General features: G+C 66.8%; 22 protein-coding genes and 1 pseudogene. 12 read left to right on the top strand and 11 right to left on the bottom strand.

The annotated features are described in order from the left end of the window. Positions 1-124: 124 nt before the first annotated feature. Complete coding sequence (locus F1599_RS13200) at positions 125-772, top strand: VTT domain-containing protein (protein WP_187829116.1); 648 nt, start codon at positions 125-127, stop codon at positions 770-772. Positions 773-877: 105 nt separating this feature from the next. On the opposite strand, the gene F1599_RS13195 is transcribed toward F1599_RS13200, so the two are convergent. Both F1599_RS13195 and murJ read right to left on the bottom strand, forming a co-directional pair. Continuing rightward, complete coding sequence (locus F1599_RS13195; RefSeq protein WP_023263957.1) at positions 878-1,726, bottom strand: SirB1 family protein; 849 nt, start codon at positions 1,724-1,726, stop codon at positions 878-880. Positions 1,727-1,758: 32 nt separating this feature from the next. Further along, a complete protein-coding gene (gene murJ / locus F1599_RS13190; protein WP_149316694.1) occupies positions 1,759-3,309 on the bottom strand; it encodes a murein biosynthesis integral membrane protein MurJ in 1,551 nt (516 codons plus the stop codon). Positions 3,310-3,637: 328 nt separating this feature from the next. Here murJ and rpsT point away from each other — a divergent pair, with 328 nt between their 5' ends. Next, positions 3,638-3,904, top strand: a complete 267-nt coding sequence (gene rpsT / locus F1599_RS13185; RefSeq protein WP_006579059.1) for a 30S ribosomal protein S20 — start codon at positions 3,638-3,640, stop codon at positions 3,902-3,904. A gap of 188 nt (positions 3,905-4,092) precedes the next feature. Here rpsT and F1599_RS13180 read toward each other — a convergent pair whose 3' ends face one another. Further along, a complete protein-coding gene (locus F1599_RS13180; protein WP_006579060.1) occupies positions 4,093-4,392 on the bottom strand; it encodes a DUF3579 domain-containing protein in 300 nt (99 codons plus the stop codon). Positions 4,393-4,784: 392 nt separating this feature from the next. Between F1599_RS13180 and argF the strand changes: the two genes are divergently transcribed. The 4 genes from argF (at position 4,785) to F1599_RS13160 (ending at position 8,724) form a co-directional block, all read left to right on the top strand. Continuing rightward, a complete protein-coding gene (gene argF, locus F1599_RS13175) occupies positions 4,785-5,708 on the top strand; it encodes an ornithine carbamoyltransferase (RefSeq protein WP_149316695.1) in 924 nt (307 codons plus the stop codon). A gap of 176 nt (positions 5,709-5,884) precedes the next feature. Then, complete coding sequence (locus F1599_RS13170) at positions 5,885-7,114, top strand: argininosuccinate synthase (RefSeq protein ID WP_144829900.1); 1,230 nt, start codon at positions 5,885-5,887, stop codon at positions 7,112-7,114. A gap of 169 nt (positions 7,115-7,283) precedes the next feature. Continuing rightward, entirely contained in the window at positions 7,284-7,595 is a 312-nt protein-coding gene (gene ppnP / locus F1599_RS13165) for a pyrimidine/purine nucleoside phosphorylase (protein ID WP_149316696.1), read from the top strand. Positions 7,596-7,683: 88 nt separating this feature from the next. Next, a complete protein-coding gene (locus tag F1599_RS13160; protein WP_150083371.1) occupies positions 7,684-8,724 on the top strand; it encodes a patatin-like phospholipase family protein in 1,041 nt (346 codons plus the stop codon). A 171-nt stretch (positions 8,725-8,895) separates the two neighbouring features. Here F1599_RS13160 and murB read toward each other — a convergent pair whose 3' ends face one another. After that, positions 8,896-9,906 carry a UDP-N-acetylmuramate dehydrogenase gene (gene murB, locus F1599_RS13155; RefSeq protein WP_150083370.1) on the bottom strand — a complete coding sequence of 337 codons (1,011 nt, stop codon included), beginning with the start codon at positions 9,904-9,906 and terminating at the stop codon, positions 8,896-8,898. Positions 9,907-10,073: 167 nt separating this feature from the next. On the opposite strand from murB, the gene F1599_RS13150 reads away from it, so the two are divergent. After that, a complete protein-coding gene (locus tag F1599_RS13150) occupies positions 10,074-10,559 on the top strand; it encodes a YajQ family cyclic di-GMP-binding protein (RefSeq protein WP_149316699.1) in 486 nt (161 codons plus the stop codon). Positions 10,560-10,651: 92 nt separating this feature from the next. Here F1599_RS13150 and F1599_RS13145 read toward each other — a convergent pair whose 3' ends face one another. Further along, entirely contained in the window at positions 10,652-11,188 is a 537-nt protein-coding gene (locus F1599_RS13145; protein ID WP_223819616.1) for a DUF192 domain-containing protein, read from the bottom strand. A 275-nt stretch (positions 11,189-11,463) separates the two neighbouring features. Then, positions 11,464-12,078, bottom strand: a pseudogene (locus F1599_RS13140) (pseudouridine synthase); the annotation flags it as partial. A gap of 265 nt (positions 12,079-12,343) precedes the next feature. Here F1599_RS13140 and icd point away from each other — a divergent pair. Next, on the top strand, positions 12,344-13,594 hold the full coding sequence (gene icd, locus F1599_RS13135; RefSeq protein WP_149316701.1) for an NADP-dependent isocitrate dehydrogenase: 1,251 nt from the start codon (positions 12,344-12,346) through the stop codon (positions 13,592-13,594). A 510-nt stretch (positions 13,595-14,104) separates the two neighbouring features. Here the strand turns inward: icd and F1599_RS13130 are convergent. Then, the gene (locus F1599_RS13130) at positions 14,105-14,311 is read right to left on the bottom strand and encodes a cold-shock protein (protein ID WP_006578050.1); all 207 of its coding nucleotides are present in this window, start codon (positions 14,309-14,311) and stop codon (positions 14,105-14,107) included. A 470-nt stretch (positions 14,312-14,781) separates the two neighbouring features. Here F1599_RS13130 and clpS point away from each other — a divergent pair, with 470 nt between their 5' ends. The 4 genes from clpS to F1599_RS13110 all read left to right on the top strand — a co-directional run bounded on the left by clpS (position 14,782) and on the right by F1599_RS13110 (position 19,492). After that, positions 14,782-15,108 carry an ATP-dependent Clp protease adapter ClpS gene (clpS, locus tag F1599_RS13125; RefSeq protein ID WP_006578051.1) on the top strand — a complete coding sequence of 109 codons (327 nt, stop codon included), beginning with the start codon at positions 14,782-14,784 and terminating at the stop codon, positions 15,106-15,108. Next, positions 15,105-17,402, top strand: a complete 2,298-nt coding sequence (gene clpA, locus F1599_RS13120) for an ATP-dependent Clp protease ATP-binding subunit ClpA (protein WP_149316702.1) — start codon at positions 15,105-15,107, stop codon at positions 17,400-17,402. Before clpS ends, clpA begins: the two co-directional genes overlap by 4 nt. A gap of 177 nt (positions 17,403-17,579) precedes the next feature. Next, positions 17,580-18,572 carry a tripartite tricarboxylate transporter substrate-binding protein gene (locus F1599_RS13115; RefSeq protein WP_149316703.1) on the top strand — a complete coding sequence of 331 codons (993 nt, stop codon included), beginning with the start codon at positions 17,580-17,582 and terminating at the stop codon, positions 18,570-18,572. A 65-nt stretch (positions 18,573-18,637) separates the two neighbouring features. Further along, a complete protein-coding gene (locus F1599_RS13110) occupies positions 18,638-19,492 on the top strand; it encodes a VOC family protein (protein ID WP_150083368.1) in 855 nt (284 codons plus the stop codon). Between the two features lie 133 nt (positions 19,493-19,625). Here the strand turns inward: F1599_RS13110 and dut are convergent, their stop codons facing one another. The 4 genes from dut to ileS form a co-directional block, all read right to left on the bottom strand. Continuing rightward, the gene (gene dut / locus F1599_RS13100; RefSeq protein ID WP_149316705.1) at positions 19,626-20,126 is read right to left on the bottom strand and encodes a dUTP diphosphatase; all 501 of its coding nucleotides are present in this window, start codon (positions 20,124-20,126) and stop codon (positions 19,626-19,628) included. A 131-nt stretch (positions 20,127-20,257) separates the two neighbouring features. Then, positions 20,258-21,457, bottom strand: coding sequence for a bifunctional phosphopantothenoylcysteine decarboxylase/phosphopantothenate--cysteine ligase CoaBC (gene coaBC, locus F1599_RS13095; protein WP_150083366.1), 1,200 nt, complete (start codon positions 21,455-21,457; stop codon positions 20,258-20,260). Positions 21,458-21,547: 90 nt separating this feature from the next. Continuing rightward, positions 21,548-22,072, bottom strand: coding sequence for a signal peptidase II (gene lspA / locus F1599_RS13090; protein ID WP_006578057.1), 525 nt, complete (start codon positions 22,070-22,072; stop codon positions 21,548-21,550). Further along, on the bottom strand, positions 22,072-24,990 hold the full coding sequence (gene ileS, locus F1599_RS13085; RefSeq protein ID WP_150083365.1) for an isoleucine--tRNA ligase: 2,919 nt from the start codon (positions 24,988-24,990) through the stop codon (positions 22,072-22,074). Before ileS ends, lspA begins: the two co-directional genes overlap by 1 nt. Positions 24,991-25,033: the final 43 nt, after the last annotated feature.

Raw genomic sequence — 25,033 nt, 5'->3', positions numbered from 1 at the left:
TGCCCCATTGCGTGCGGAAGCTCGCACCCCTGCCGCAGATGGGGGGTTTACGCCACCGGTGCGGCCACGTTCGTCTTGTATGATGTCGGGCTGGACAAAGATGGGGAACGTCTTGGAAATCGTATTGCAGTTCATCGACATGCTGCTGCACGTCGACAAGTATCTCGGCACCGTGATTCAGCAATATGGCGCCTGGGTCTATGCCATTCTGTTCGCGATCGTCTTTGCCGAGACCGGCCTGGTCGTGGTGCCCTTCCTGCCCGGGGATTCGCTGCTCTTTATCGCCGGCGCGTTCTGCGCCACCGGGGCGATGAACGAGTGGGTGCTGATCGGGCTGCTGCTCGCCGCCGCGATCGGCGGCAATACCGTCAACTACTGGATCGGCAGCTGGATCGGCCCGAAGGTGTTCGACCATCAATGGCGCTTCCTCGACCAGCAGGCGCTGCGCAAGACGCACGACTTCTACGAGCGCCACGGCGGCAAGACGCTGGTGATCGCGCGCTTCGTGCCGATCGTGCGTACGTTTGCGCCCTTCGTCGCGGGGGTGTCGCAGATGACGTTCGCGCGCTTCCAGTTCTTCAATGTGCTCGGCGCGGTCATCTGGGTGTTCGGCCTGGTGTTCGCCGGCTATTTCTTCGGCAACCTGCCATTCATCAAGCAGTACCTGAACCTGATCGTGCTGGCCGGCATCAGCGCGGCGATCGTGCCGCTGATCCTGGGCGGCCTGTGGCGCCTGCTGCGGCGCGGCGACAAGCGCCGCCGCGTGTCGTAAGACGTGTCGTAGGACGCGGCTTGCTGCGAGGCCGGCATCTTCGCGATGCCGGCCTGTCTCTTTCTCTGTCTCTCCCTTCTTCCTTGCCCGGTTGCGTTCGCCCGCTCAGTTCAGCGACCGGCTCATCATCCGCAGCGCCGGCATGCGGTCGCGGATCTGGGTCGAATCGGCCGCATCGGGCCGGGCGCTGACATAGGCCTCGAGGTCTTCCAGCGCGGGCCGGAAGCATTCCAGATTCGCGTAGGCCAGGCCCCGGTCGCGCACTTCCTCGATGGAATCGGGCAGCAGGATCACCAGCCGGTTCTGCACCGCCAGCAGCCGCTGCCAGCGCGACTCCTGCAGATAGATCGCCTTCAGATTGCGCAGCATCCGCGCGATGATCTCGCGATGGCTGGCGGTCTGCAGGAACAGGCCGAGCGGCACCGCGTTCGGATCGGCGATGCCCTCGCGCTCCAGGTACGGGTCCAGCATGTCCTGCAGCTGTTCCTTGGACAGCGTCTCGCCGGTCAGCGGATCGAGCACGACCTCGCCCGCCGGAATCGACATCCGCAGCAGGAAGTGGTTGGGGAAGGAAACACCCTTGAGCGGCAGGCCGATCTGCTGGCCGAGCTCCATGTAGAGCACCGCCAGCGAAATCGGAATGCCGCGCCGCTGCCGCAGCACCACGTTCAGATACGAGTTGTCGGGGTCGTAGTAGTCGTTCGCGTTGGGCCCGAAGCCCAGGTCGCGATAGAAGAAATGGTTCAGCAGGCGCAGGCGCTGGATGGCCGGGGTGCCGTCGGCGATCCGCCGTTTCAGCCGCAGGGCCAATACGTCGATGGCGGCCAGTTCGGCCTGCAGATCCAGGTCAGGGTAGGCATCCTGTGCGATCGACAGGGCCGTTTCGGTCAGCGGGATACCGCTGTCGTCCGCCACCAGCGCGGCAAAATAGTCCAGGACTTTGGTCGAGGTCATAGCGGTTCCTGGTTGCGGCCGGCGCCATGTCTTCAGGCTGCTTTGCGCTTGAAGGCAGCATAGCGCAGGCCCGTGAGCCACAGTGTACCGAAGTAGACGACCGCCGCAAGCACCAGGCACGAGGCCATCAGCGCGATCCGCAGCAGCGGGGTGGTACCCAGGGCGACCCAGTCGAAGGTGCGCGCGAACCACAGCAGCACGCCCGCCAGCAGCGTCGCCGCGGCCGACAGCTGTGCGAGGAACAGCCACCAGCCCGGCGCGGGCCGGTAGACGCCGACGCGGCGCAGGCCGATGAACAGCAGCACGGCATTGAGCGTCGCGCTGACGCTGATCGACAGCGCCAGCCCCGCGTGCCCGAGCCAGGGCACGAAGGCGAGGTTGGCGAGCTGCGTCATCACCAGCATCGCGATCGCGATCTTGACCGGCGTGCGGATGTCCTGCCGCGCGTAGAAGCCGGGCGCGAGGATCTTGACCAGGATCTGGCCGACCAGGCCGACGCCGTAGGCCATCACCGCGAGCCTGGTCATCTCGACCGCATGGGCGTCGAACTTGCCGTAGTGGAACAGCACCGCGGTCAGCGGCCGGCCAAAGACATAGAGGCCGATCGCGCTCGGGATCGCCAGCAGGAAGGTCAGCCGCAGGCCCCAGTCGAGCAGCGCGGAATATTCGACGCTGTCCTCGCGCGCGCTGGCCTTCGACAGGCTCGGCAGCAGGATCGTGCCGATCGCCACGCCGAGCAGCGCGGTCGGAAACTCCATCAGGCGGTCGGCATAGGTCAGGAAGGACACGCTGCCGGTGGCCAGGCGCGAGGCGATATTGGTATTGATGATCAGGCTGATCTGCGCCACGGACACGCCCAGCAGCGCCGGGCCCATCTGCCGCAGGATGCGGCGCACGCCGGGGTCGCGCCAGGCGGCGCGCAGGTTCACGCCGATGCGCGGCAGCATGCCGATGCGCTTGAGCGCGGGCACCTGGATCGCCAGCTGCAGCAGGCCGCCGACCAGCACGCCCCAGGCCTGCGCGTAGATCGGCTGCTGCAGATGGGGCGCGACGAACAGCGCGGCGCCGATCAGCGACAGGTTCAGCAGCACCGGCGTGAAGGCGGGCACCGCGAAGTTGCGCCAGGTGTTCAGCACGCCCGAGGCCAGCGCGACCATCGAGATCAGGCCGATGTAGGGGAACATCACGCGGGTCATGAAGACGGCCGCGTCGTAGGTCTGGTTGTCGCCGCGAAAGCCGGTCGCGACGATCGTCATGATCACCGGGGCGGCCAGCACGCCGACCAGCGACACCGCGGCCAGCGCCCACGCCATCACGGTGGCGACCGCATCGACCAGCAGCCGGGTCGGCTCGTCGCCGCGCTTGCCGTGGTATTCGCCGAGGATCGGCACGAAGGCCTGCTGGAAGGCGCCCTCGCCGAAGATCCGGCGCAGCATGTTCGGGATGCGGAAGGCGACATTGAACGCGTCGGTCATGTCGGAGGCGCCGAACGCGCGGGCGATCAGGATCTCGCGGATCAGGCCGGTGATGCGCGACAGCATCGTCAGGCCGCTGATGGTGGCGAGCGATTTGAGCAGGTTCAAGGTCGGGGAGGAGAGGAAACGGTTGTGGCGCCGCCGGGACGCGTCGCCGGGGCGGCGGATCGCAGTCAGACGGCCGCGGAGCGCCGAAAGTTGCAATGCCACCACACCGGGCGAGCCTGGGCCTGCCAATTGTGGCGCCAATTATACGGATTGGTGTGCGCGGCCCGCCGCCTTCGCCGAGGGGTGGGATCTTCCTTGCGGCGGCTTCGATCTTGTGTGTATAATCGCCGATTCGAGAAGATAGTTGCGTTCCGGATTCGTGTGTCAGTGCATCCCGGGTCGCTCTTGTGCAATCCACGCACGCATCTGAATTCAGGATATTTACGAAATGGCAAATTCCGCACAAGCTCGCAAGCGCGCGCGTCAAGCCGTCGCCCAGAACGCGCACAACTCCAGCCTGCGCTCGCGTCTGCGCACGGCCGTCAAGGCAGTCCGCAAGGCGATCGACGCCGGCGACAAGGCCGCTGCTGCCGAGATCTTCAAGAACTCGCAAGCCGTGATCGACAGCATCGCCGACAAGAAGATCGTTCACAAGAACAAGGCAGCGCGCCACAAGTCGCGTCTGTCGGCTGCGATCAAGGCCATGGCCGCCTGATTGCCGCGTTCACCGGCCGCGCCTGGCGCGCGGTCGACGCAGTAAAAAAGCCCGTCCGATGACGGGCTTTTTGCATTCCGCTTGGCGCTTCGGCATTGCGCTTCGGCGTTGCGCTTCCGATTTGCGGCATTGCGCTTCGTCCTTGCCCTTCGCCCTCGGCGCGCTCCCGCGCTTATTCGTCGATGCACTCAATCCAGCGAGCAGGCCTCGACCAGCTGCAGGTGGTTGTCGCGCGCGAAGTTCAGCACGAAGTCCAGCGCCTTGGGCTCGATCTCGCGCAGCCGCGCATCGACCACCACGCATTTGACGCCGCCGGACATCACCGGGCGCACGTAAGGGGAGTAGGTCAGGCGGGGATCGCCGGTATCACCGGGCGGGCGGAATTGCGCCATCACGCCGCACAGCCGTTCAGCCCAATCGCTCGGACGGAAGGTCTTGCCTTCCTTGGTGATGCCCTGGATGAAGTACTGGCGAACGGTGGAATTCATGGACTGCGGTGAGGCTGGTGACTCGACGGGAAACCCGCAACGGGCGCCCGTTTGACGCGGCGAGCGGCGATGGGTTCGCGCGAATCTGGCCGGAAGGCGGGGCGTCGGTCGTGGCGGGGGCACTTTTGATGCCGGCGGCGGGCGGCGGCAAGGGTATGCCGGGCCCCGCGTGAATCAGCGAGTATTATATCTTATATAAGACTGCCGCATAAGCCGGGAGGGCTCCCCGGCGGCCCGGCCGTGCGCCCGCCCAGGCTCGCCAAAGCAGGAATAATCCCTTATGATTCCTGAACTCACATTGCGCAAGCGACGCGAAAGGCGGCTCCGCGACAGCGTGGTTCCATGACCGTTCATGGCCTCGCGTGTCCCCATCGAGCCGCCTTCTTTGTTTTATGAGCCCAACGCCGATCAAGCACTATCTCCAATTCAGCGACCTCGATGCGAAGGAGTACGAGTACCTGCTCGACCGCGCCCGGATTCTGAAGACCAAGTTCAAGAACTACGAGACCTGGCATCCGCTGCACGACCGTACGCTGGCGATGATCTTCGAGAAGAACTCGACCCGCACGCGACTGTCGTTCGAGGCCGGCATCCACCAGCTGGGCGGCCACGCGGTGTTCCTGAACACGCGCGACTCGCAGCTGGGCCGCGGCGAGCCGATCGAGGACGCCGCGCAGGTGATCTCCCGCATGGTGGACATCATCATGATCCGCACCTTCGGCCAGGAGATCATCGACCGTTTCGCCGCCCATTCGCGCGTGCCGGTGATCAACGGGCTGACCAACGAATACCATCCGTGCCAGGTGCTGGCCGACGTCTTCACCTATATCGAGCATCGCGGCAGCATCCGCGGCAAGGTGGTGGCGTGGATCGGCGATGCCAACAACATGGCCTATACCTGGATCCAGGCCGCCGAACGGCTGGGCTTCACCTTCCATTTCTCGGCGCCGCCGGGATACCAGCTCGATCCGGCGATGGTGCCCGCCAGCGCCGCGAGCCTGGTCAAGGTCTTCGACAACCCGCTGGCCGCGTGCCAGGGCGCCGATCTGGTGACCACCGACGTCTGGACCAGCATGGGCTTCGAGGCCGAGAACGAGGTCCGCAAGCGCGCCTTCCAGGACTGGATGGTGACCACCGCGATGATGGACCGCGCCAATCCCGACGCGCTGTTCATGCACTGCCTGCCGGCGCACCGCGGCGAGGAAGTCGAGGCCGCCGTGATCGACGGCCCGAAGAGCGTGGTCTGGGACGAGGCCGAGAACCGGCTGCACGTGCAGAAGGCGCTGATGGAGTACCTGCTGTGCGGGCGCTATTGAGCGACGCGTCGGATCGATGATCCGGTCGATCGCCTGGCGTCCGAGCCGCGCCGTCCGGCGATGTGGCGCCCAAGCCCGGGCGGTCATGTCAAAATAGCGGCTTTCCGTTTTTCCATATCCGATGTGCGGACTGTCTTACCTGCCGGTCCGCGCCTCTTTTGCGCATCGAGTCGAACATGAGCGATATCAAGAAAGTCGTGCTCGCCTACTCCGGCGGGCTGGACACTTCGGTGATCCTGAAGTGGCTGCAAGACACCTACCAATGCGAGGTGGTCACCTTCACGGCCGACATCGGCCAGGGTGAGGAACTGGAGCCGGCTCGCCAGAAGGCGCTCAAGTTCGGCATCAAGCCCGAAAACATCTTTATCGACGACCTGCGCGAAGAATTCGTGCGCGACTTCGTCTTCCCGATGTTCCGCGCCAATGCGGTCTACGAAGGCGAATACCTGCTGGGCACGTCGATCGCCCGTCCGCTGATCGCCAAGCGCCAGATCGAGATCCTGCGCAGCACCGGCGCCGACGCCGTGTCGCACGGCGCCACCGGCAAGGGCAACGACCAGGTCCGCTTCGAGCTCGGCTATTACGGCCTGGAGCCGGGCGTCAAGGTCATCGCCCCGTGGCGCGAGTGGGACCTGCTGTCGCGCGAGAAGCTGCTGGCCTACGCCGAGAAGGCCGGCATCGAAATCGACATGAAGCACAAGAAGGGCGGCGCGCCGTACTCGATGGACGCCAACCTGCTGCACATCTCGTTCGAAGGCCGCCATCTGGAAGACCCGAAGGCCGAGGCCGAGGAAGACATGTGGCGCTGGACGGTGTCGCCGGAGCAGGCGCCGGACGCGCCCGAGTTCCTCGACATCGAGTTCGAGCAGGGCGACATCGTCGCGCTGAACGGCAAGCGCATGTCGCCGGCCGAAGTGCTGACCGAACTGAACCGCCTGGGCGGCAAGCATGGCATCGGCCGTCTGGACCTGGTCGAGAACCGCTACGTCGGCATGAAGAGCCGCGGCTGCTATGAAACGCCGGGGGGCACGATCCTGCTGCGCGCCCACCGCGCGATCGAATCGATCACGCTGGACCGCGAAGTCGCCCACCTGAAGGACGACCTGATGCCGCGCTACGCCAGCCTGATCTACAACGGCTACTGGTGGAGCCCGGAGCGCCGCGCGCTGCAGGTGCTGATCGACCATACGCAGCAGAACGTCAACGGCTGGGTGCGCGTCAAGCTGTACAAGGGCAACGTCATCGTGCTGGCCCGCGATTCGAAGGACACGCTGTTCGACAAGACCATCGCCACCTTCGACGACGACTTCGGCGCCTACAACCAGGCCGACGCCGGCGGCTTCATCAAGCTGAACGCGCTGCGCATGCGCATCGCCGAGAATGCGCGCCGCCAGCGCGGCAAGTAAGCCGTCAGCGAGCGGCTGCCACGCGCATCGGTAAGGAAGGAGAGGGGCCCAGGCGGCCCCTCTTTTCATGTCCGCACAGGTCGGCACATGTCCGCGCAGGTCCTTTCAGGCCCACGTAGGTCCATGTGGGTCCGCCCCCCAACTTCCATCGTTTATCAGGAGAGTCACCATGAGCCAGTTCGACAATGTTTCCGTCGTCAAGCAAGCCAATCTGTATTTCGACGGCAAATGTGTCAGCCACACCGTGCTGTTTCCGGACGGCACCCGCAAGACGCTGGGCGTGATCTTCCCCGCCTCGCTGACCTTCAAGACCGGCGCGCCGGAAATCATGGAGATCAACGCCGGCGTCTGCCGCGTGCGGCTGGCGGGCTCCGACGAATGGCAGACCTACGGCGCGGGCCAGCAGTTCAACGTCCCGGGCGACAGCAGCTTCGATATCGAGGTGCAGCAGACGCTCGACTACGTCTGCCACTTCGGCTGATCGCTCGCCGCGCGTCCGCGGCCGCGCGCATGGCGCGGCCGTCTCTCCTGATCGTCCCCCTTGATCGCCCCGCTTCACGGAGTTCCGCATGGCCAATCGACACAAGCCGATCAATCTCGCCCTGCAGGGCGGCGGCGCGCACGGCGCCTTCGGTTGGGGCGTGCTCGACGCGCTGCTGGAGGATGGCCGCCTGCGTTTCGACGGCATCAGCGGCACCAGCGCCGGCTCCATGAACGCGGTGGTGATGATCGACGGCCTGCTCGAAGGCGGGCCTGAGCGCGCGCGAGAGAAGCTGCACGACTTCTGGTTCGGCGTGTCGCGCGCCGGCTCGCCGTTCTCGACGCTGGGCCAGCAGACGGTCGACTGGCTGTCGGGCCAGCCCGGCAACAGCTGGCCGCTGCAGGACTGGATGCGGATGTGGTCCGGCTGGTGGAGCGCGACCGCGCAGGGCAGCACGTTCAACCCCTTGCGCTCGCTGCTCGAGGATCAGGTCGACTTCGAGCGCGTGCGAGCCTGCCCGGAAACGAAGCTGTTCATCGCCGCCACGGACGTCAACAGCGGCAACGTGCGGGTGTTCCAGACCGCCGATCTCACCGTCGACGCGGTGCTGGCCTCGGCCTGTTTGCCGTACCTGTATCCGGCCATCGAGATCGGCGAGCGGTACTACTGGGACGGCGGCTACATGGGCAATCCGGTGCTGTTCCCGTTCTTCTACCAGACCGCGACGCGCGACATCCTGGTCGTCCATATCAATCCGATCTCGCGCCCCGACGTGCCCACGCAGCCGCAGGAAGTGATGGAGCGGCTCAACGAGATCACCTTCAACGCGTCGCTGCTGCGCGAGATGCGCGCGATCGCCTTTGTGCAGAAGCTGCTCGATGAGGAGTGGCTCAAGCCCGAATACCGCGACAAGCTCAAATACATCCTGCTGCATTCGATCCGCGCCGACGAGGCGCTGGCGGACCTGTCGTCGTCGACCAAGCTGGTGACCGACTGGAATTTCCTGCTGATGCTGCGCGAGCGCGGACGCACCGCCGCGCAGGCCTGGCTCGAGCAGCATTACGATGCCGTCGGCAAGCGCGGCACCGTCGATATCCGCAAGGAGTTCCTGCAGGATCTGCCGTTGTAACCGGTCAGCGCGCAAGCACCGGCGGGCAACCTCGGCGGCCAACATCGGCGGGGAACCATCGAGCCGCTGTGGGCATGCTCCCCTCTCCCGCGAGCGGGAGAGGGGCCGGGGGAGAGGGAAAGGGGTGCGCTGGCAATACCGCCGGAACTGCCGCCGGAACTACCGTCCGGACTACAGCACCACCGGCTCGGGCTCGATCCCGACGCCAAAGCGCTCCCGCACCGTATCGGCGATGCGCGCCGCCAGCGCCAGCAGCGCACGGCCGTCGCCGCCGCCATGGTGCACGAGCACCAGCGCCTGCCGCTCGTGCACGCCGACCGGGCCTTCGCGCAGGCCCTTGAATCCGCAGCGATCGATCAGCCAGCCCGCGGCAAGCTTGTAGCTGCCGTCCGGCTGCAGATGGCTGACCAGGTCCGGATGCGCGGCCACCAGCGCGTCGCGCTGGGCGGCGCTGACCACCGGATTCTTGAAGAAGCTGCCGGCATTGCCCAGCACCGCGGGGTCGGGCAGCTTGCGCTGGCGGATCGCGATGACCGCGTCGCGGATCGCGGCCGCATCGGGCGCCGGATGATCGTGCACCTCGCGGGCGAGTTCGGCATAGCCGAGCGCCGGCTGCCAGCGGCGCGGCAGGCGCAGCGTGACCGCGGTGATCACGTAGCGATCCCGGCCGGCCTGCTTGAACAGGCTGTCCCGATAACCGAAGGCGCAATCGCTCAGGCTCAGCGTGACAAAGCCGCGGGTTTGCCGGTCCCAGGCGCGCAGGCTGTCAAAGCGCTCGCGCAGCTCGACGCCGTAGGCGCCGATGTTCTGGATCGGCGCGGCGCCCACGCTGCCGGGGATTAGCGCCAGGTTCTCGAGCCCCGGCATGCCGTCGGCGATGGTCCGATTGACGGTTGCGTGCCAGTTCTCGCCGGCACCCACCGTCACCAGCCAGGCGTCGTCGTCGCTGGCGACGGTGTAGCCCGGAATCTGCATCAGCAGCACGACCGCATCGAGATCGCCGGTCAGCACCACGTTGCTGCCGCCGCCCAGCACGACCACCGGCCGCTGCGCGGCGCGGGGGTCGGCGAGCGCCTCGACGAGGTCGCTTTCGCTGCGCACCGCCATCGCAAAGCGCGCGCGTACGTCGAAACCCAATGTGTTGTGCTGGCGCAGCGGATAAAATTCGTGGAAATCTGCCATGCGGAAAAAGTTGCCGGACGAGGATGCCCGAATAGGGGGATGGAGCGGAACGGCCTGGACTGCAGGGTTGGCTGGATTATACGGAACCGCCGGCGAGGGTCGGCCAGGTTCAGGGATCGAACAGGGTACCGAGGTCCGAGGTACCGGAAATACAGAAGGAGTAGGCGATGCCGTCGTTTGACGTGGTGTGCGAAGCGAATATGGTCGAGGTCAAGAATGCGGTCGAGCAGGCCAACAAGGAAATCTCGACGCGCTTCGACTTCAAGGGTTCCGATTCCCGTGTCGAGCAGAAGGAAGGCGAACTGACCGCGTTTGCCGATGACGACTTCAAACTCGGCCAGGTCAAGGACGTGTTGCTCAGCAAGATGGCCAAGCGCAATGTCGACGTGCGCTTCCTCGACTATGGCAAGACCGAGAAGATCAGCGGCGACAAGGTCAAGCAGGTCATCACGATCAAGAAGGGCGTCACCGGCGATCTGGCCAAGAAGATCGTGCGCATGATCAAGGACAGCAAGATCAAGGTGCAGGCCAGCATCCAGGGCGATGCGGTGCGCGTGTCGGGCGCGAAGCGCGACGATCTGCAAAACGTGATTGCGATGCTGCGCAAGGACGTGTCCGAGGCGCCGCTGGACTTCAACAACTTCCGGGACTGAAGTCCGGATCGGGGCCTGATGGGCCCTGCGATGCCGACGCGGCCTGTCCGAAGGCCGCGTCTTCCTTCCGGCCTGCTCTTTACGGGGCCGTCTTATTGCGGGGGCAGGCCGCCGATCTTCGCGCCGGCCTTGATGCCCTTCTGCGCGAACCAGCCCTGGTTCATCTCCAGCGCATAGCGGATCGCCGCCTTCGGGCAGTGGTTGTCCTCGCTGTGCGGCCGCATGTCCTCGATGTTGACGATGGTGCCGTCGTCGGCCAGGAAGGCGATCGACAGCGGCAGCTCGGTGTTCTTCATCCAGAAGCAGTGACCGGCCTTCTGCTCGAACACGAACAGCATGCCGGCGTTGGCGGGCATCGACTTGCGGTACATCAGCCCTTGCTGGCGGGATTGCTGATCGGCGGCGACCTCGGCGCGGATCACGTACATGCCCGCGCTCAGCGACACCACCGGCAGCCGCTGCTGCGTTTGCGTTTGCCCGTGCGCGAGCGGTGCCAGCAGCGCCGCGCCACAGGCGAGGGCGGCGAGCCGGCGTGCCAGGCGGCGGCGGGGCGAAGACAGGAGGGCGCAATCGAGCGGCGCGGCGGACGACGGACAGCGGACAGGCATGGCGGAAAGGGCGAGGGTCATGTCGGCGGAGTCAGGAAAACGCGGCGCGACGCGGCGGAACCGCAGCGGAACGCAGCCGCAAGCATAGCGCAGCGCGGCTAGCCCGGCCGCCGGCGGCGGCTGGGGCCGGCAGTCCGGTCCGAGTCGTTACGGCCGGCGTTGGTGCGGCCGGTGTTGGTACGACCCGCGTCGGTACGGCGGGCCTTGCCGGGGCCGGCGTTTTCGGGGCTCGTGCCGGTGCGCCCCGGATTGGCGGGGCCGGGGCTCGTGCGGCCCGGCTTCGTGCGGCCCGAGTTGGCGCCACCGGAACTTGGCCGAGGCCGGACGGGCGTGGCGCCACGGGCAGGCCCGCTCATGCCCAGGCTCTGCGGCGCGACCTCCTGCCATTGCCCCGGGGCGAGACCCAGCTGGCGCAGGTCCAGCGCGCCGATGCCGACCCGGACCAGCCGCAGCGTCGGGTAGCCGACCGCCGCGGTCATGCGGCGCACCTGCCGGTTCTTGCCCTCGTGGATCACGATCTCCAGCCACTGCGTCGGGATCGCGGCGCGAAAGCGGATCGGCGGCGTGCGCGGCCACAGGAAATCCGGCTCGTCGATCAACGTGGCCTGCGCCGGCAGGGTTTGGAAGTCGCCAAGGTCGAGGCCGGCGCGCAGCCGGGCCAGCGCGGCCTCGTCCGGCACGCCTTCGACCTGCGCCAGATAGGTCTTGGCCAGCTTCTGGCGCGGGTCGGCGATGCGCGCCTGCAGCACGCCGTCATCGGTCAGCAGCAGCAGCCCCTCGCTGTCGGCGTCGAGCCGGCCGGCGGGATAGACGTCCGGCATCGCGATCCAGTCGGCGAGCGTCTGCCGGCTCGGATGGGGCGAGAACTGGCTCATGGTGCCGAACGGCTTGTTCAGGGCGATCAATGTCATGGGGAAACCGGTGCGGGAAAGGCGCCAGTATGCCGCAGCGGGCATGACGCAAGCGGCTGTCCGGGATGGCGGATGATGAAAAATTGCTGCATAATACGAAACCGGTCTTGTGTCTTATATAAGACCCAGATAGGACGCAGTCTCGCGATGCAGCAATGCCGGTGTCGCGAGGGCCGTTACAATGCCTCCCGCTAGGCCCGCATTTCGCCGTCTGGTCACGAACCCGCCGGCCGTTCGAAAACCCCCGTTCCGTACTGGAGACGTCATGTACCAACACATCAAGGTCCCGGCCGGTGAGAAGATCACGGTCAACCAGGATCTCTCGCTGAATGTTCCGGACAACCCGATCATCCCTTATATCGAAGGCGACGGTACCGGCTTCGATATCACCCCGGTGATGATCAAGGTGGTGGACGCGGCCGTGGCCAAGGCCTACGCCGGCAAGCGCAAGATCTCCTGGATGGAGATCTACGCCGGCGAGAAGTCGACCAAGGTCTATGGCCCGGATGTGTGGCTGCCCGACGAAACCCTGGACGTGCTGCGTGAATACGTGGTCTCGATCAAGGGCCCGCTGACCACGCCGGTTGGCGGCGGTATCCGCTCGCTGAACGTCGCGCTGCGCCAGCAGCTGGACCTGTATGTCTGCCTGCGCCCGGTGCGCTATTTCAAGGGCGTCCCCTCGCCGGTGCGCGAGCCCGAGAAGACCGACATGGTGATCTTCCGTGAGAACTCGGAAGACATCTACGCCGGTATCGAGTGGGAAGCCGAAAGCGAGCAGGCCAAGAAGGTCATCGCCTTCCTGCAGAACGAAATGGGCGTCAAGAAGATCCGCTTCCCGGAAACCTCGGGTATCGGCGTCAAGCCCGTGTCGAAGCAGGGCACCCAGCGCCTGGTTCGCAAGGCCATCCAGTACGCGATCGACAACGACAAGCCCTCGGTGACCCTGGTCCACAAGGGCAACATCATGAAGTTCACCGAAGGCGGCTTCCGCGATTGGGGCTACGAGCTGGCGCAGAAGGAATTCGGTGCCGAGCTGATCGATGGCGGCCCGTGGTGCAAGTTCAAGAATCCGAAGACCGGCAAGGACATCATCGTCAAGGACGCGATCGCTGACGCGTTCCTGCAGCAGATCCTGCTGCGTCCCGCCGAGTACTCGGTGATCGCCACGCTGAACCTGAACGGCGACTACATCTCCGACGCGCTGGCCGCGCAGGTCGGCGGCATCGGCATCGCGCCGGGCGCCAACCTGTCGGATTCGGTGGCGATGTTCGAAGCGACCCACGGTACCGCGCCGAAGTACGCCGGCAAGGACTACGTGAATCCGGGTTCGGAAATCCTGTCGGCCGAAATGATGCTGCGCCATATGGGCTGGACCGAGGCGGCGGACCTGATCATCTCGTCGATGGAGAAGTCGATCCTGTCGAAGAAGGTCACGTACGACTTCGCCCGCCTGCTCGAAGGCGCGACCCAGGTCTCGTGCTCGGGCTTCGGTCAGGTGATGATCGACAACATGTAATCGCCCGCTTCGCGCGCGTCGCGCTGCCTCTGGCTGCGCGGTGCGCGGTGTTGGCGCGAACCCCCGTTGCCGTCAGGTAGCGGGGGTTTGTTTTTTGAGCCGGGTTTAAAGCGGGCCGATGTAGGCGACCAAGGTGGACGCCCAACGTGGGCGGCCAAGGTCGGCGGCCAAGGTGGGCAGCCAAGGCCGGCGGCCAAGGTCGGCAGCCAAGGTGGGTCGCCAAGGCGGGTGGCCAAGTTCGGCGGCCAAGGTGGGTGGCCAGGATCTATGGCCCAGGGAGGTGGTCGATGTGGGCGGCCGATATGGGTCACCGATGCCGGCGGCCAATGTGGGCGGCCGATGCGGGGCTGCCGGAATGGAAAAGGCCCGGCATTGCCGGGCCCTTTCCCCAGGATTCAACGACCTGCGCCTCGGCAATCGATGATCCGATTGCCCCCGCCGGACGCCTGCCGCCGAAGCCTGTAGCGACCGCCGCGCGCTCTGTCGGCCGGTGCGGTCGCGATGTCGCGCTCAGGCGGCGCTCTGGATGTTCGTGGCTTGCTTGCCCTTCGGACCTTGCACGATTTCGAATGAAACGCGCTGGCCCTCTTTCAGGGTTTTGAAGCCATTCATCTGGATAGCCGAAAAGTGCGCAAACAGTTCTTCGTTACCGTCGTCCGGGGTGATAAACCCGAAGCCCTTGGCATCATTGAACCATTTGACCGTACCGCTTGCCATAAACTCCCCCAACGAAAAAACAGATTTCAAACAGGGGGGCGCTCAGGCCAGCCGCCGGCGCAACGCACCGTTGCACCAAACACTGCAGCGCCTCTGTCGAGGCGCCGCTGCCAGCTCCGTAGGCCTCCCTGCTCACGGAGCACTCGAGGTCCGGTCTGTTGCTTTGGCTCGCGGGACCGGACCTGAATGTCCGAACGATTCTTCTGGCAAACAATCAGACTGTCAACCCGGCACATTCCCGACCCTGATGCCAATGTGGCAGGAATGGGACGGCGGGCAACCGTGCTACTGTGACGGCTCGCGCAGCGCGCATTGGCACGCCCTGGGGCACGCCCTCGGGCACGCCGTTCCCCGCTGCGCCGGGCGGCGCGGTTGGAGGGGCGAGGATTGTCCGGAAATGGTAGCTGGCCCTTGAAACCGACAGCTTTTGCCCAAATTGCAGACTTGAGCGGAGGGGTTAGAATAAAGCCATGGCTACACGGCTGGCGAATGTCCCACAACGCGATGCAGGCACCGTACTGGAGCGGAAAGAGCAGGCGCTCAAACCGCCGGCCATGTACAAGGTCGTCCTGCTGAACGACGACTACACTCCGATGGAGTTTGTCGTCATGATCCTGCAACAGTATTTCAGCAGGGACCGAGAAACGGCGACGCAAATCATGCTGACCGTCCATCGGGAAGGCAAGGGAGTCTGCGGTATCTATACCAGGGATATCGCCGCGACGAAGGTCGAGCTGGTGTCAACGCACGCGCGGCAGGCAGGGCATCCACTGCAGTGCGTGATGGAGGAAGCATGATTGCGCAAGAACTGGAAGTCAGCCTGCATATGGCCTTCGTCGAGGCCAGGCAGGCACGCCACGAATTCATCACCGTGGAGCACCTGCTGTTGGCGTTGCTGGACAACCCGACCGCAGCGGAAGTTCTGCGCGCCTGCGCGGCCAATATCGAGGACCTGCGCACCAGCCTGAAGAATTTCATCGTCGACAACACCCCCGTCGTGCCTGGTACCGACGAGGTGGACACGCAGCCGACGCTCGGCTTTCAGCGCGTGATTCAGCGCGCGATCATGCATGTCCAGTCGACCTCCAACGGCAAGAAGGAAGTCACCGGCGCCAACGTGCTGGTGGCCATCTTCGGCGAGAAGGACTCGCACGCCGTCTACTACCTGCAACAGCAGGGCGTGACGCGCCTGGACGTCGTCAACTTCATCAGCCACGGCATCCGCAAGGATCAGTCCGAGCCCGCCAAGCATGGCGACGGCGCGGCCGAGGGCGAGGGCGGCGACGGCAAGGAAAGCCCGCTGGAGCAGTACACCCAGAACATGAACGCGCTGGCCAAGGCCGGCAAGATCGATCCGCTGATCGGCCGCGAGAGCGAAGTCGAGCGCGTGGTGCAGGTCCTGTGCCGGCGGCGCAAGAACAATCCGCTGCTGGTCGGCGAGGCCGGCGTCGGCAAGACCGCGATCGCCGAAGGCCTGGCCTGGCGGATCACCAAGAACGAGGTGCCCGACATCCTCGAGAAGGCGGTCGTCTACTCGCTGGACATGGGCGCGCTGCTGGCCGGCACCAAGTACCGCGGCGACTTCGAGCAGCGCCTCAAGGGCGTGCTGAAATCGCTGAAGGACAACCCCAACGCGATCCTGTTCATCGACGAGATCCACACGCTGATCGGCGCGGGCGCCGCGTCAGGCGGCACGCTGGACGCCAGCAACCTGCTGAAGCCGGCGCTGTCGTCGGGCCAGCTCAAGTGCATCGGCGCCACGACGTTCACTGAATATCGCGGCATCTTCGAGAAAGATGCGGCGCTTTCGCGGCGCTTCCAGAAGATCGACGTGGTCGAACCCTCGGTCGACCAGACCGTGCAGATCCTGCGCGGCCTGAAGTCGCGTTTCGAGGAGCACCACGGCGTCAAGTACGCCTCGGCGGCGCTGACCGCGGCGGCCGAGCTGTCGGCGCGCTTCATCACCGACCGTCATCTGCCCGACAAGGCGATCGATGTGATCGATGAGGCGGGCGCAGCGCAGCGGATCCTGCCGAAGTCCAAGCAGAAGAAGACCATCGGCAAGGGCGAGATCGAGGACATCGTCTCGCGCATCGCCCGCATCCCGCCGCAGAGCGTCAACCAGGACGACCGCAGCAAGCTGCAGACGCTGGACCGCGATTTGAAGTCGGTGGTGTTCGGCCAGGATCCGGCGATCGAGGCGCTGGCCTCCGCGATCAAGATGTCGCGCGCGGGCCTGGGCAAGACCGACAAGCCGATCGGCTCCTTCCTGTTCTCCGGCCCGACCGGTGTCGGCAAGACCGAAGTGGCGAAGCAGCTGGCCTTCATCATGGGCATCGAGCTGATCCGCTTCGACATGTCCGAATACATGGAGCGCCATGCGGTGAGCCGCCTGATCGGCGCGCCCCCGGGCTACGTGGGCTTCGACCAGGGCGGTCTGCTGACCGAGGCAGTGACGAAGAAGCCGCACTGCGTGCTGCTGCTGGACGAGATCGAAAAGGCGCATCCGGATATCTTCAACATCCTGCTGCAGGTGATGGACCACGGTTCGCTGACCGACAACAACGGCCGGCGCGCGGACTTCCGCAACGTGATCATCATCATGACGACCAACGCCGGCGCCGAGACCATGAACCGGGCGACGATCGGCTTCACGTCGTCGCGCGAGCAGGGCGACGAGATGGCGGACATCAAGCGGATGTTCACGCCCGAGTTCCGCAACCGGCTCGACGCGATCATCAGCTTCCGCTCGCTGGACGAGGAAATCATCCTGCGCGTGGTCGACAAGTTCCTGATGCAGCTGGAAGAGCAGCTGCACGAGAAGAAGGTCGAGGCCAGCTTCACCGAGAAGCTGCGCAAGTTCCTGGCGCGCAAGGGCTTCGATCCGCTGATGGGCGCGCGTCCGATGCAACGGCTGATCCAGGACATGATCCGCAAGGCCCTGGCCGACGAACTGCTGTTCGGCCAGCTGGCGTCGGGCGGCAAGGTCGTGGTCGACCTGGACGAGAAGGACCAGATCAAGCTGGAGTTCGCCGAGATCGATACCGAGCCGCCGGAGGCGCCGGAAAGCGAGCAACGCGCGGAGGCCTGATCGCAGGAAAGGAAGCGGGTGGCGGGGCGGACAAGGCCCGTCACCCGCGTTCCATGCTATCCTTCGGCAAAATAGTACGGGGCGGCAGCGATGCCGCCCCTATTCATTTGGCCGAGCACGGTGCGGGCCGCCGCCTGACGCGGCGCCGAGCCTGCCGGCAAGCTGAACGAGCCACCGATGTTTCGCCTGCGTCGTCTGATGCTGAAGTCGCTGCCGCTGGCCGCGACGTCCCCGATCCCGTTGACCGCCCACGCTTTGCCGGGCGAGTCCGCGAGCACGTACGGCGGCCACGTGGCGATGGTGCTGCCGATCCCGCCGGGCGGCAGCGGCGACGTGGTGGCCCGCCAGCTGCAGCCGGGCCTGAAGCAGGCGCTCGGCCAGCCGGTGGTGGTCGATCACCGTCCCGGCGCCGCGGGCCTGCAGGCCGCCGCCGCGGTGGCGCGCGCCCGGCCCGATGGGCAGACGCTGCTGATGGCCTTCGACAGCCTCGCCCTGCAGCCGATCGCCTACAAGCAGCTGCCGTACGACACCTTCCGTGACTTCACGCCGATCTCGCAGCTGGCCCGTCATCCGCTGGTGGTCGCCGTCCATCCTTCGCTGCCGGTCGACAATATTCGTGCGCTGATCGGCCTGGCCCGGCAGCGTGACGAAGCGATCCGGGTCGCGTCGCCCGGCTCCGGCAGCCTGAGTCAGCTGGCCGCGCAGGCGCTGGCGAGCGAGGGCGGGGCGTCGTGGCGGCACGTGGCATTCAAGGGCACGGGGCCGGCGGTGCAGGCGGTGCTGTCGGACCAGGCGGACCTGGTGCTGGCGAGCTACGCGGCCGTGCAGGCCCACCTGCAGACGCGCACGCTGAAGGCGCTGGCCGTGACCGGCGAGCGCCGGCTGGCACAGCTGCCCCAGGTGCCGACCGTCGCGGAGCAGGGCCTGGCGGGCTTCGAGGCCTATGGCTGGATCGGCGTGTTCGGTCCGGCCGGACTGCCGGCGGCCGTGGTCGGTCGCCTGCATGGCGCCCTGTCGAACGCGATTCGCGCGCCGCGGGTCGCCTCGGCGCTGGCCGCGCATGGCCTCGAACCCGTGGCCGGTACACCCGAAGCGCTGGGCCAGCTGGTCCGGCGCGAGCACGACAGGTGGCAGGCGGTTGCCCGCCATGCCAATCTTCAGTTCGAATAATCGCCCCGAGACCGATCCCCGATCGATCCGGGCAATCGTCCCACCGTGACGCAAGGACAGCGGCAATGACAGCGACCATCGCAGCGCAGCGCCAGTTCGACCATGCCGTCGTGATTTGCCCCGACCTGGATGCCGCCGCGCAGACCTGGCAACGGCTCGGCTTCACGCTGACGCCGCGGGGCTTCCATACGCTGGGCTCGCAGAACCATTGCGTGATGCTGGCTCGCGACTATCTCGAGCTGATGCATGTCGACGGCCCCAGCGAGGCGCTGCAGTACTACTGGCACAGCCAGCAGCACGGCGGGGGCTGCGCCGCGCTGTCGTGCCGCAGCGACGATGCGGTGGCCGATGCCGCGACCCTGCGCGGCGGCGGCTGGCATACCGCCGAGCCGGTCGAGTTCTCGCGTCCGGTGCGCCTGGACGACGGATCGGAACACCCGGCCACCTTCCGCGTAACCGCGATGGACGACGCGCCCGGCGCCCGCTTCTTCCTGTGCGAGCACCGCACGCCCGAGCTGCTGTGGCGGCCGGAATGGATGACGCACGCGAACGGTGCGCAGGCGATCGGGACGATGTTCCTGGTGGTGGCGCCGTCGCTGGTCGATGCCGCCGCGCGGGCCTATGCCGAACTGATGGGCGCCGAGCTGACCCAGCTGAGCGAGCACGTCTGCAGCCTGGCCGTCGGCGACGCGACGCTCGTGTTGTCGACCCCGCAGGCCCTTGCCGCCGCGACCGGCACCGGCCATATCCGCCAGGCGGTGCCGGGCTATGCGGCGATCCGCTTGCGCACCGCGTCGCTGGAACAGGCGCGCGCGCTGTGGCGCGAGGCCGGCGTGCCCAGCCTCGACCTGAGCGCGACCGAGACGCTGATCCCGGCCCACGCGGCCGCCGGCGTCGCGCTGCTGTTCGAGCAGCGCTGAGGCCCGGTCACCGGGCCGGTGACTGCGCAGGGGACCGCGCCGGCGACTGCGGCGGCAACTGCGTTGGTGACTGCGTGGGTGGCTGCGTTGGCGACCGCGCCAGTGACCGCCTCGGTGACCGCGCCGGCGACCCTCAGGCCGCCGCGCCGCCGTGATGCACGCCGGTCGAACCGAAGCCGCCGGCGCCGCGCGCCGATTCGCTCGAGAACGCTTCCACCGTCGTGAAGACCGGGCGCAGCACCGGCACGAACATCATCTGCGCGATGCGCTCGCCCGGCTGGATCACGATCGGCTCGGTGCCCGGCGCATTGCGGTTCCAGACGCTGACCATGATCGGGCCCTGGTAGTCGGCGTCGATCACGCCGATCGAGTTGCCCAGCACCAGGCCCTTCTTGTGTCCCAGGCCCGAGCGCGGCGCGATCGTCGCGGCCATATACGGGTTGCCCATATGCACCGCGATGCCGGCCGGCACCAGTTGCGCGGGCGTGCCCGGCTCGATCGTCAGCGGCGCGTCCAGGCAGGCGTGCAGGTCGATCGCGGCGGCCATGTCGCTCTGGTAGCTGGGCAGGCCCCACTCATGCAGGCGCGCGTCCAGGATCTTGATTTCGACGGTCGGGTTCGGGGAAGCGGTCATGGGAATGTGCGAATCGGGAATATGGAATACGGGAATACGGGATCAGGGGCTCGAAGGGAGACCGTGTTCCCCTTCTCCGCCTCAGGTGGAGAGGGGAGACAAGCAGGGGGCGGTGATATGCGCGATGCCGGTCAAGGCCGCGCGACCGGCAGCCGCTCGGCGATCGCCGCCACCAGCTGCCGGGCCAGCGCCAGCTTGTCCGCCCGCGGCAGACGCGTGGCGCCGCGCTCGTCGAACAGCACGATCTCGTTCTCGTCCAGGCCGAAGGTGTGGTGGCCGATATTGCCGACCAGCAGCGGCACGCCCTTGCGGCGGCGCTTCTGCTCGCCGTACTGCTCCAGGTTTTCGCTTTCGGCGGCAAAGCCCACGCAATAGGGCGCATCCGGCCGGGCCGCCACGGTGGCCAGGATGTCCGGGTTCTGCACAAAGCGCAGCGTCGGCGTGTCGGTGTCGTTGGCCTTCTTCAGCTTCTGCTCCGACACCTCGGCCGGGCGCCAGTCGGCCACCGCGGCCACCGCGACGAAGACGTCGGTGCCGCGCAGTTGCGACAGCACCGCGTCGTGCATCTGCTGAGCGCTCTGCACGTCGATGCGGGCGACGCCGCGCGGGGTCGGGAGCCCGGTCGGGCCCGCCACCACCAGCACGTCGGCGCCGGCCTCGCGCGCCGCGCGCGCGAGCGCGAAGCCCATCTTGCCCGACGAGCGGTTGGTGATGCCGCGCACCGGATCGATCGCCTCGAAGGTCGGGCCGGCGGTGATCAGCATGCGGCGGCCCGCCAGCACCTTCGGCTGGAAGTGGGCCACGATATCGTCGAGCAGTTCCTCGGGCTCCAGCATGCGGCCGTCGCCGACCTCGCCGCAGGCCTGGTCGCCGCTGCCCGGACCGAGCACCGCGACGCCGTCGGCGCGCAGCTGCGCGATGTTGCGCTGGGTCGCGGGCGCCATCCACATCTGCCGGTTCATCGCCGGCGCCACCAGCAGCGGGCAATCGCGCGCGATGCACAGCGTCGACAGCAGGTCGTCGCACAGGCCGTTGGCCAGCCGCGCGAGGAAATCGGTCGAGGCCGGCGCGATCACGATCGCATCGGCCTCGCGCGACAGGTCGATATGCGCCATGTTGTTGGCGATCCGGCCGTCCCATTGCGAGGTGAACACGGGGCGCCCGGACAGCGCCTGCATCGTGACCGGCGTGATGAACTGCGTCGCCGCCTCGGTCATCACGACCTGGACGGTGGCGCCGGCCTTGGTCAGCAGCCGGACCAGCTCGGCCGACTTGTAGCAGGCGATGCCGCCGGTCAGCCCGAGTACGAGATGTTTGCCGCGCAGATCCATGGAGTGGCCTTCGATGCGAGGGGGGGAGTCGATGATACCGGCGCGCCGAACGACGCGCCGGCTCATCGCACGGCGCGCTTCGGCGCGGGCTCAGTGCCGGCGCACCCGCCGGAATTCGTCGACGATCAGCAGCACCGCGCCGACCGTGATCGCGCAGTCGGCGACGTTGAACGCCGGCCAGTGGTAGCCGCGCAGATGGAAGTCGAGAAAGTCGACCACATGCCCATAGACGATGCGGTCGATCACGTTGCCGATCGCGCCGCCGAGCACCAGCGACACCGCCAGGCTGAACAGCCTCTGGCCGGCATGGCGGAACAGCAGCCAGACGATGAACGCGCCGACCGCCAGCCCCAGCCCGGTGAAGAACCAGCGCTGCCAGCCGCCGGCGTCGGCCAGGAAGCTGAACGCGGCGCCCTTGTTGTAGACCAGCACCAGGTTGAAGAAGCCGGTGACCGGGCGCGATTCTCCATAGTCGAAGCTGCGCACGATCACGATCTTGAAGAACTGGTCCAGCACCACGACCAGCGCGGCGAAGGCCAGCCACAGCAGCGGCGTGCCGCTGCGGCTCTTGTTGCTCGCGGCCCGGCCGCGGGCGGTACGGGTGGTCGCGGCCATCAGGCGTGGCTCCTCGGTTCACCGGCGCCGAACAGATTGCTGGTGCAGCGGCCGCACAGGGTCGGATGCGCGGCGTCATGGCCGACGTCCTCGCGATAGTGCCAGCAGCGCTCGCACTTGGCATGGCTGGACGGATGCACGGTCACCAGCAGGTCGCCCGCCTCGGGCGCCGGCGACACCGTGGCGGCCGAGGTCAGCAGCACGAAGCGCAGATCGTCGCCGAGGCTGGCCAGCGCCTCCAGCGCCGGACCGCCGGCCTGGATGGAAACCTCCGCCTGCAGCGACGAGCCGATGCCGCCTTCGGCCCGCACCGCCTCCAGCTGCTTCGTCACCTCCGCGCGTACCGCGCGCACCGCGTGCCACTTCTGCAGCAGATCGTCGGCCTGGTCGACCTCCGGCACCGTGTAGTAGGTGCTGGTGAAGATCGTATCGGCATGCGCGGTGCCGTGCGCGAACACCTGCCACGCTTCCTCGGCGGTGAACGACAGGAACGGCGCCATCCAGTGCAGCATCGCCTGCGTGATGTGGAACAGCGCGTTCTGCGCGGCGCGGCGCGCCTTCGAGTCCGGCGCGGTGGTATAGAGCCGGTCCTTCAGCACGTCCAGGTAGAAGCCGCCCAGGTCCTCCGAGCAGAACGTCTGCAGCTTGGCCACCACCGGGTGGAACTCGTAGACGTCGTAGTGCGACAGCACTTCCTTCTGCAGCTGCGCGGTCAGCGCGACGGCGTAGCGGTCGATTTCCAGCCATTCCGACGGCGGCAGCGCGTCGCGCGCGTGGTCGTAGTCGGTCAGGTTGGCCAGCAGGAAGCGCAGCGTATTGCGGATGCGGCGGTAGCCCTCGACCACGCGCTTCAGGATCTCGTCGGAGATCGACAGCTCGCCCGAGTAGTCGGTCGAGGCCACCCACAGGCGGATGATCTCCGCGCCCATCTTGTTGGCGATGTCCTGCGGCGACACGGTGTTGCCGACCGACTTCGACATCTTTCGGCCCTCGCCGTCGACGGTGAAGCCGTGCGTCAGCAGCGCCTTGTAGGGCGGCTTGCCGTACAGCATCGAGGCGGTCAGCAGCGACGAGTGGAACCAGCCGCGGTGCTGGTCCGAGCCTTCCAGGTAGAGGTCGGCCAGGCGGCCGTCCGGCGTATCGGCGGCCGCATCGTACAGGTCTTCCCGATGCGAGCCGCGGATCACGGTCCAGTGCGTGGTGCCCGAGTCGAACCACACGTCCAGCGTGTCGCGGTTCTTCTCGTACATCGCGGCGTCGGCCTCGCCCAGTTCGGTCAGGAAGGCGGTCGCGTCCAGCGTCTGCCAGGCCTCGATGCCATGCTGCTCGACGCGCTTGGCCACGGCTTCGAGCAGCTGCGGCGTGCGCGGATGCAGCGCGCCGGTTTCCTTGTGGACGAAGAACGCCATCGGCACGCCCCACTGGCGCTGGCGCGACAGCGTCCAGTCCGGCCGGTTGGCGATCATGTTGTGCAGGCGCTGCTTGCCCCAGGACGGGTAGAAGGCGGTCGCCTCGATGCCGGCCAGCGCGGTCGCGCGCAGCGTCGGGCCGTTGTCGGCGGGCACCACATCCATGCCGGCGAACCACTGCGAGGTCGCGCGGTAGATGATCGGCGTCTTGTGCCGCCAGCAGTGCATGTAGCTGTGCTCGTAGCGGTGCGAGTTGAACAGGTTGCCCGAGGCCTTCAGCGTCTCGACGATGCGCGGATTGGCGTCCCAGATCGACAGGCCGCCGAACAGCGGCAGCCAGCTGGCATAGACGCCGTCGCCCATCACCGGGCTCAGGATGTCCTCGTCGCGCATGCCGTGCGCCTTGCAGGACTGGAAGTCCTCGATGCCGTAGGCGGGCGCCGAGTGCACGATGCCGGTGCCGGTATCGGTGGTCACGTAGTCGCCGAGGTAGATCGGCGACAGGCGGTCGTAGCCGGCGTCCATCTTCGCCAGCGGATGGTGGAAGCGGATCTCGGTCAGCGCCGCGCCCGAGCAGGTCGCCACGACCTTGCCTTCCAGCTCGTAGACCTTGAGCTGTTCCTCGACGCGCTCGGCGGCCAGGATCAGGAAGCCGCGCGGTGTGTCGACCAGCGCGTATTCGACTTCGGGATGCAGGTTCAGCGCCTGGTTCGACGGGATCGTCCAGGGCGTGGTGGTCCAGATCACGATCCAGCCGGGCTTCGCGCCCAGCGTTTCCAGCGGCACGTGGAAGGCGCGCGCCAGCTTGTCGGTCTCGGCGAACGGGAAGCCGACATCGATCGACAGGTCGGTCTTGTCCTTGTACTCGACCTCGGCCTCGGCCAGCGCCGAGCCGCAGTCGAAGCACCAGTTGACCGGCTTCAGGCCGCGGAAGACGTAGCCCTTCTCGAGGATCTTGCCGAGCGCCCGGATCTCGTCGGCCTCGTTGCTGAAGTTCATCGTCAGATAGGGATCGTCCCAGTCGCCCAGCACGCCCAGCCGTTCGAAGTCCTTGCGCTGGCGCGCGATCTGCTCGGTCGCGTAGGCGCGCGCCTTGGCCTGGACCTCCTGCACCGGCAGGCCCTTGCCGTACTGCTTCTCGATCTGGATCTCGATCGGCATGCCGTGGCAGTCCCAGCCCGGCACGTAGACGGCGTCGAGCCCGCTCAGCCCGCGCGCCTTGATGATCATGTCCTTCAGGACCTTGTTGACGGCGTGGCCGATGTGGATGTCGCCGTTGGCATACGGGGGGCCGTCGTGCAGCACGAACTTCTTCGCGCCGCGGCGCGCCGCGCGGATCGCCTGGTAGATCTTCTTTTCCTGCCACTGCTTGACCCACAGCGGTTCGCGCTTGGGCAGGTCCCCCCGCATCGGGAACGGGGTGTCGAGCAGGTTCACCGGGTATTTGCTCTTCTCGGCGCTCTTGTTCTCCGGCTTGGCGCCGGCCTTGGCTTGCTTGGTGTCGGACATGACGATTCTCAGGGCGATTCGGTGAGCGCCCGGCCCGGGCGGT

It is taken from the genome of Cupriavidus cauae (assembly GCF_008632125.1).
GTDB classification, from domain to species: Bacteria; Pseudomonadota; Gammaproteobacteria; order Burkholderiales; family Burkholderiaceae; genus Cupriavidus; species Cupriavidus cauae.
This window is presented reverse-complemented; position numbering and strand designations above follow the sequence as displayed.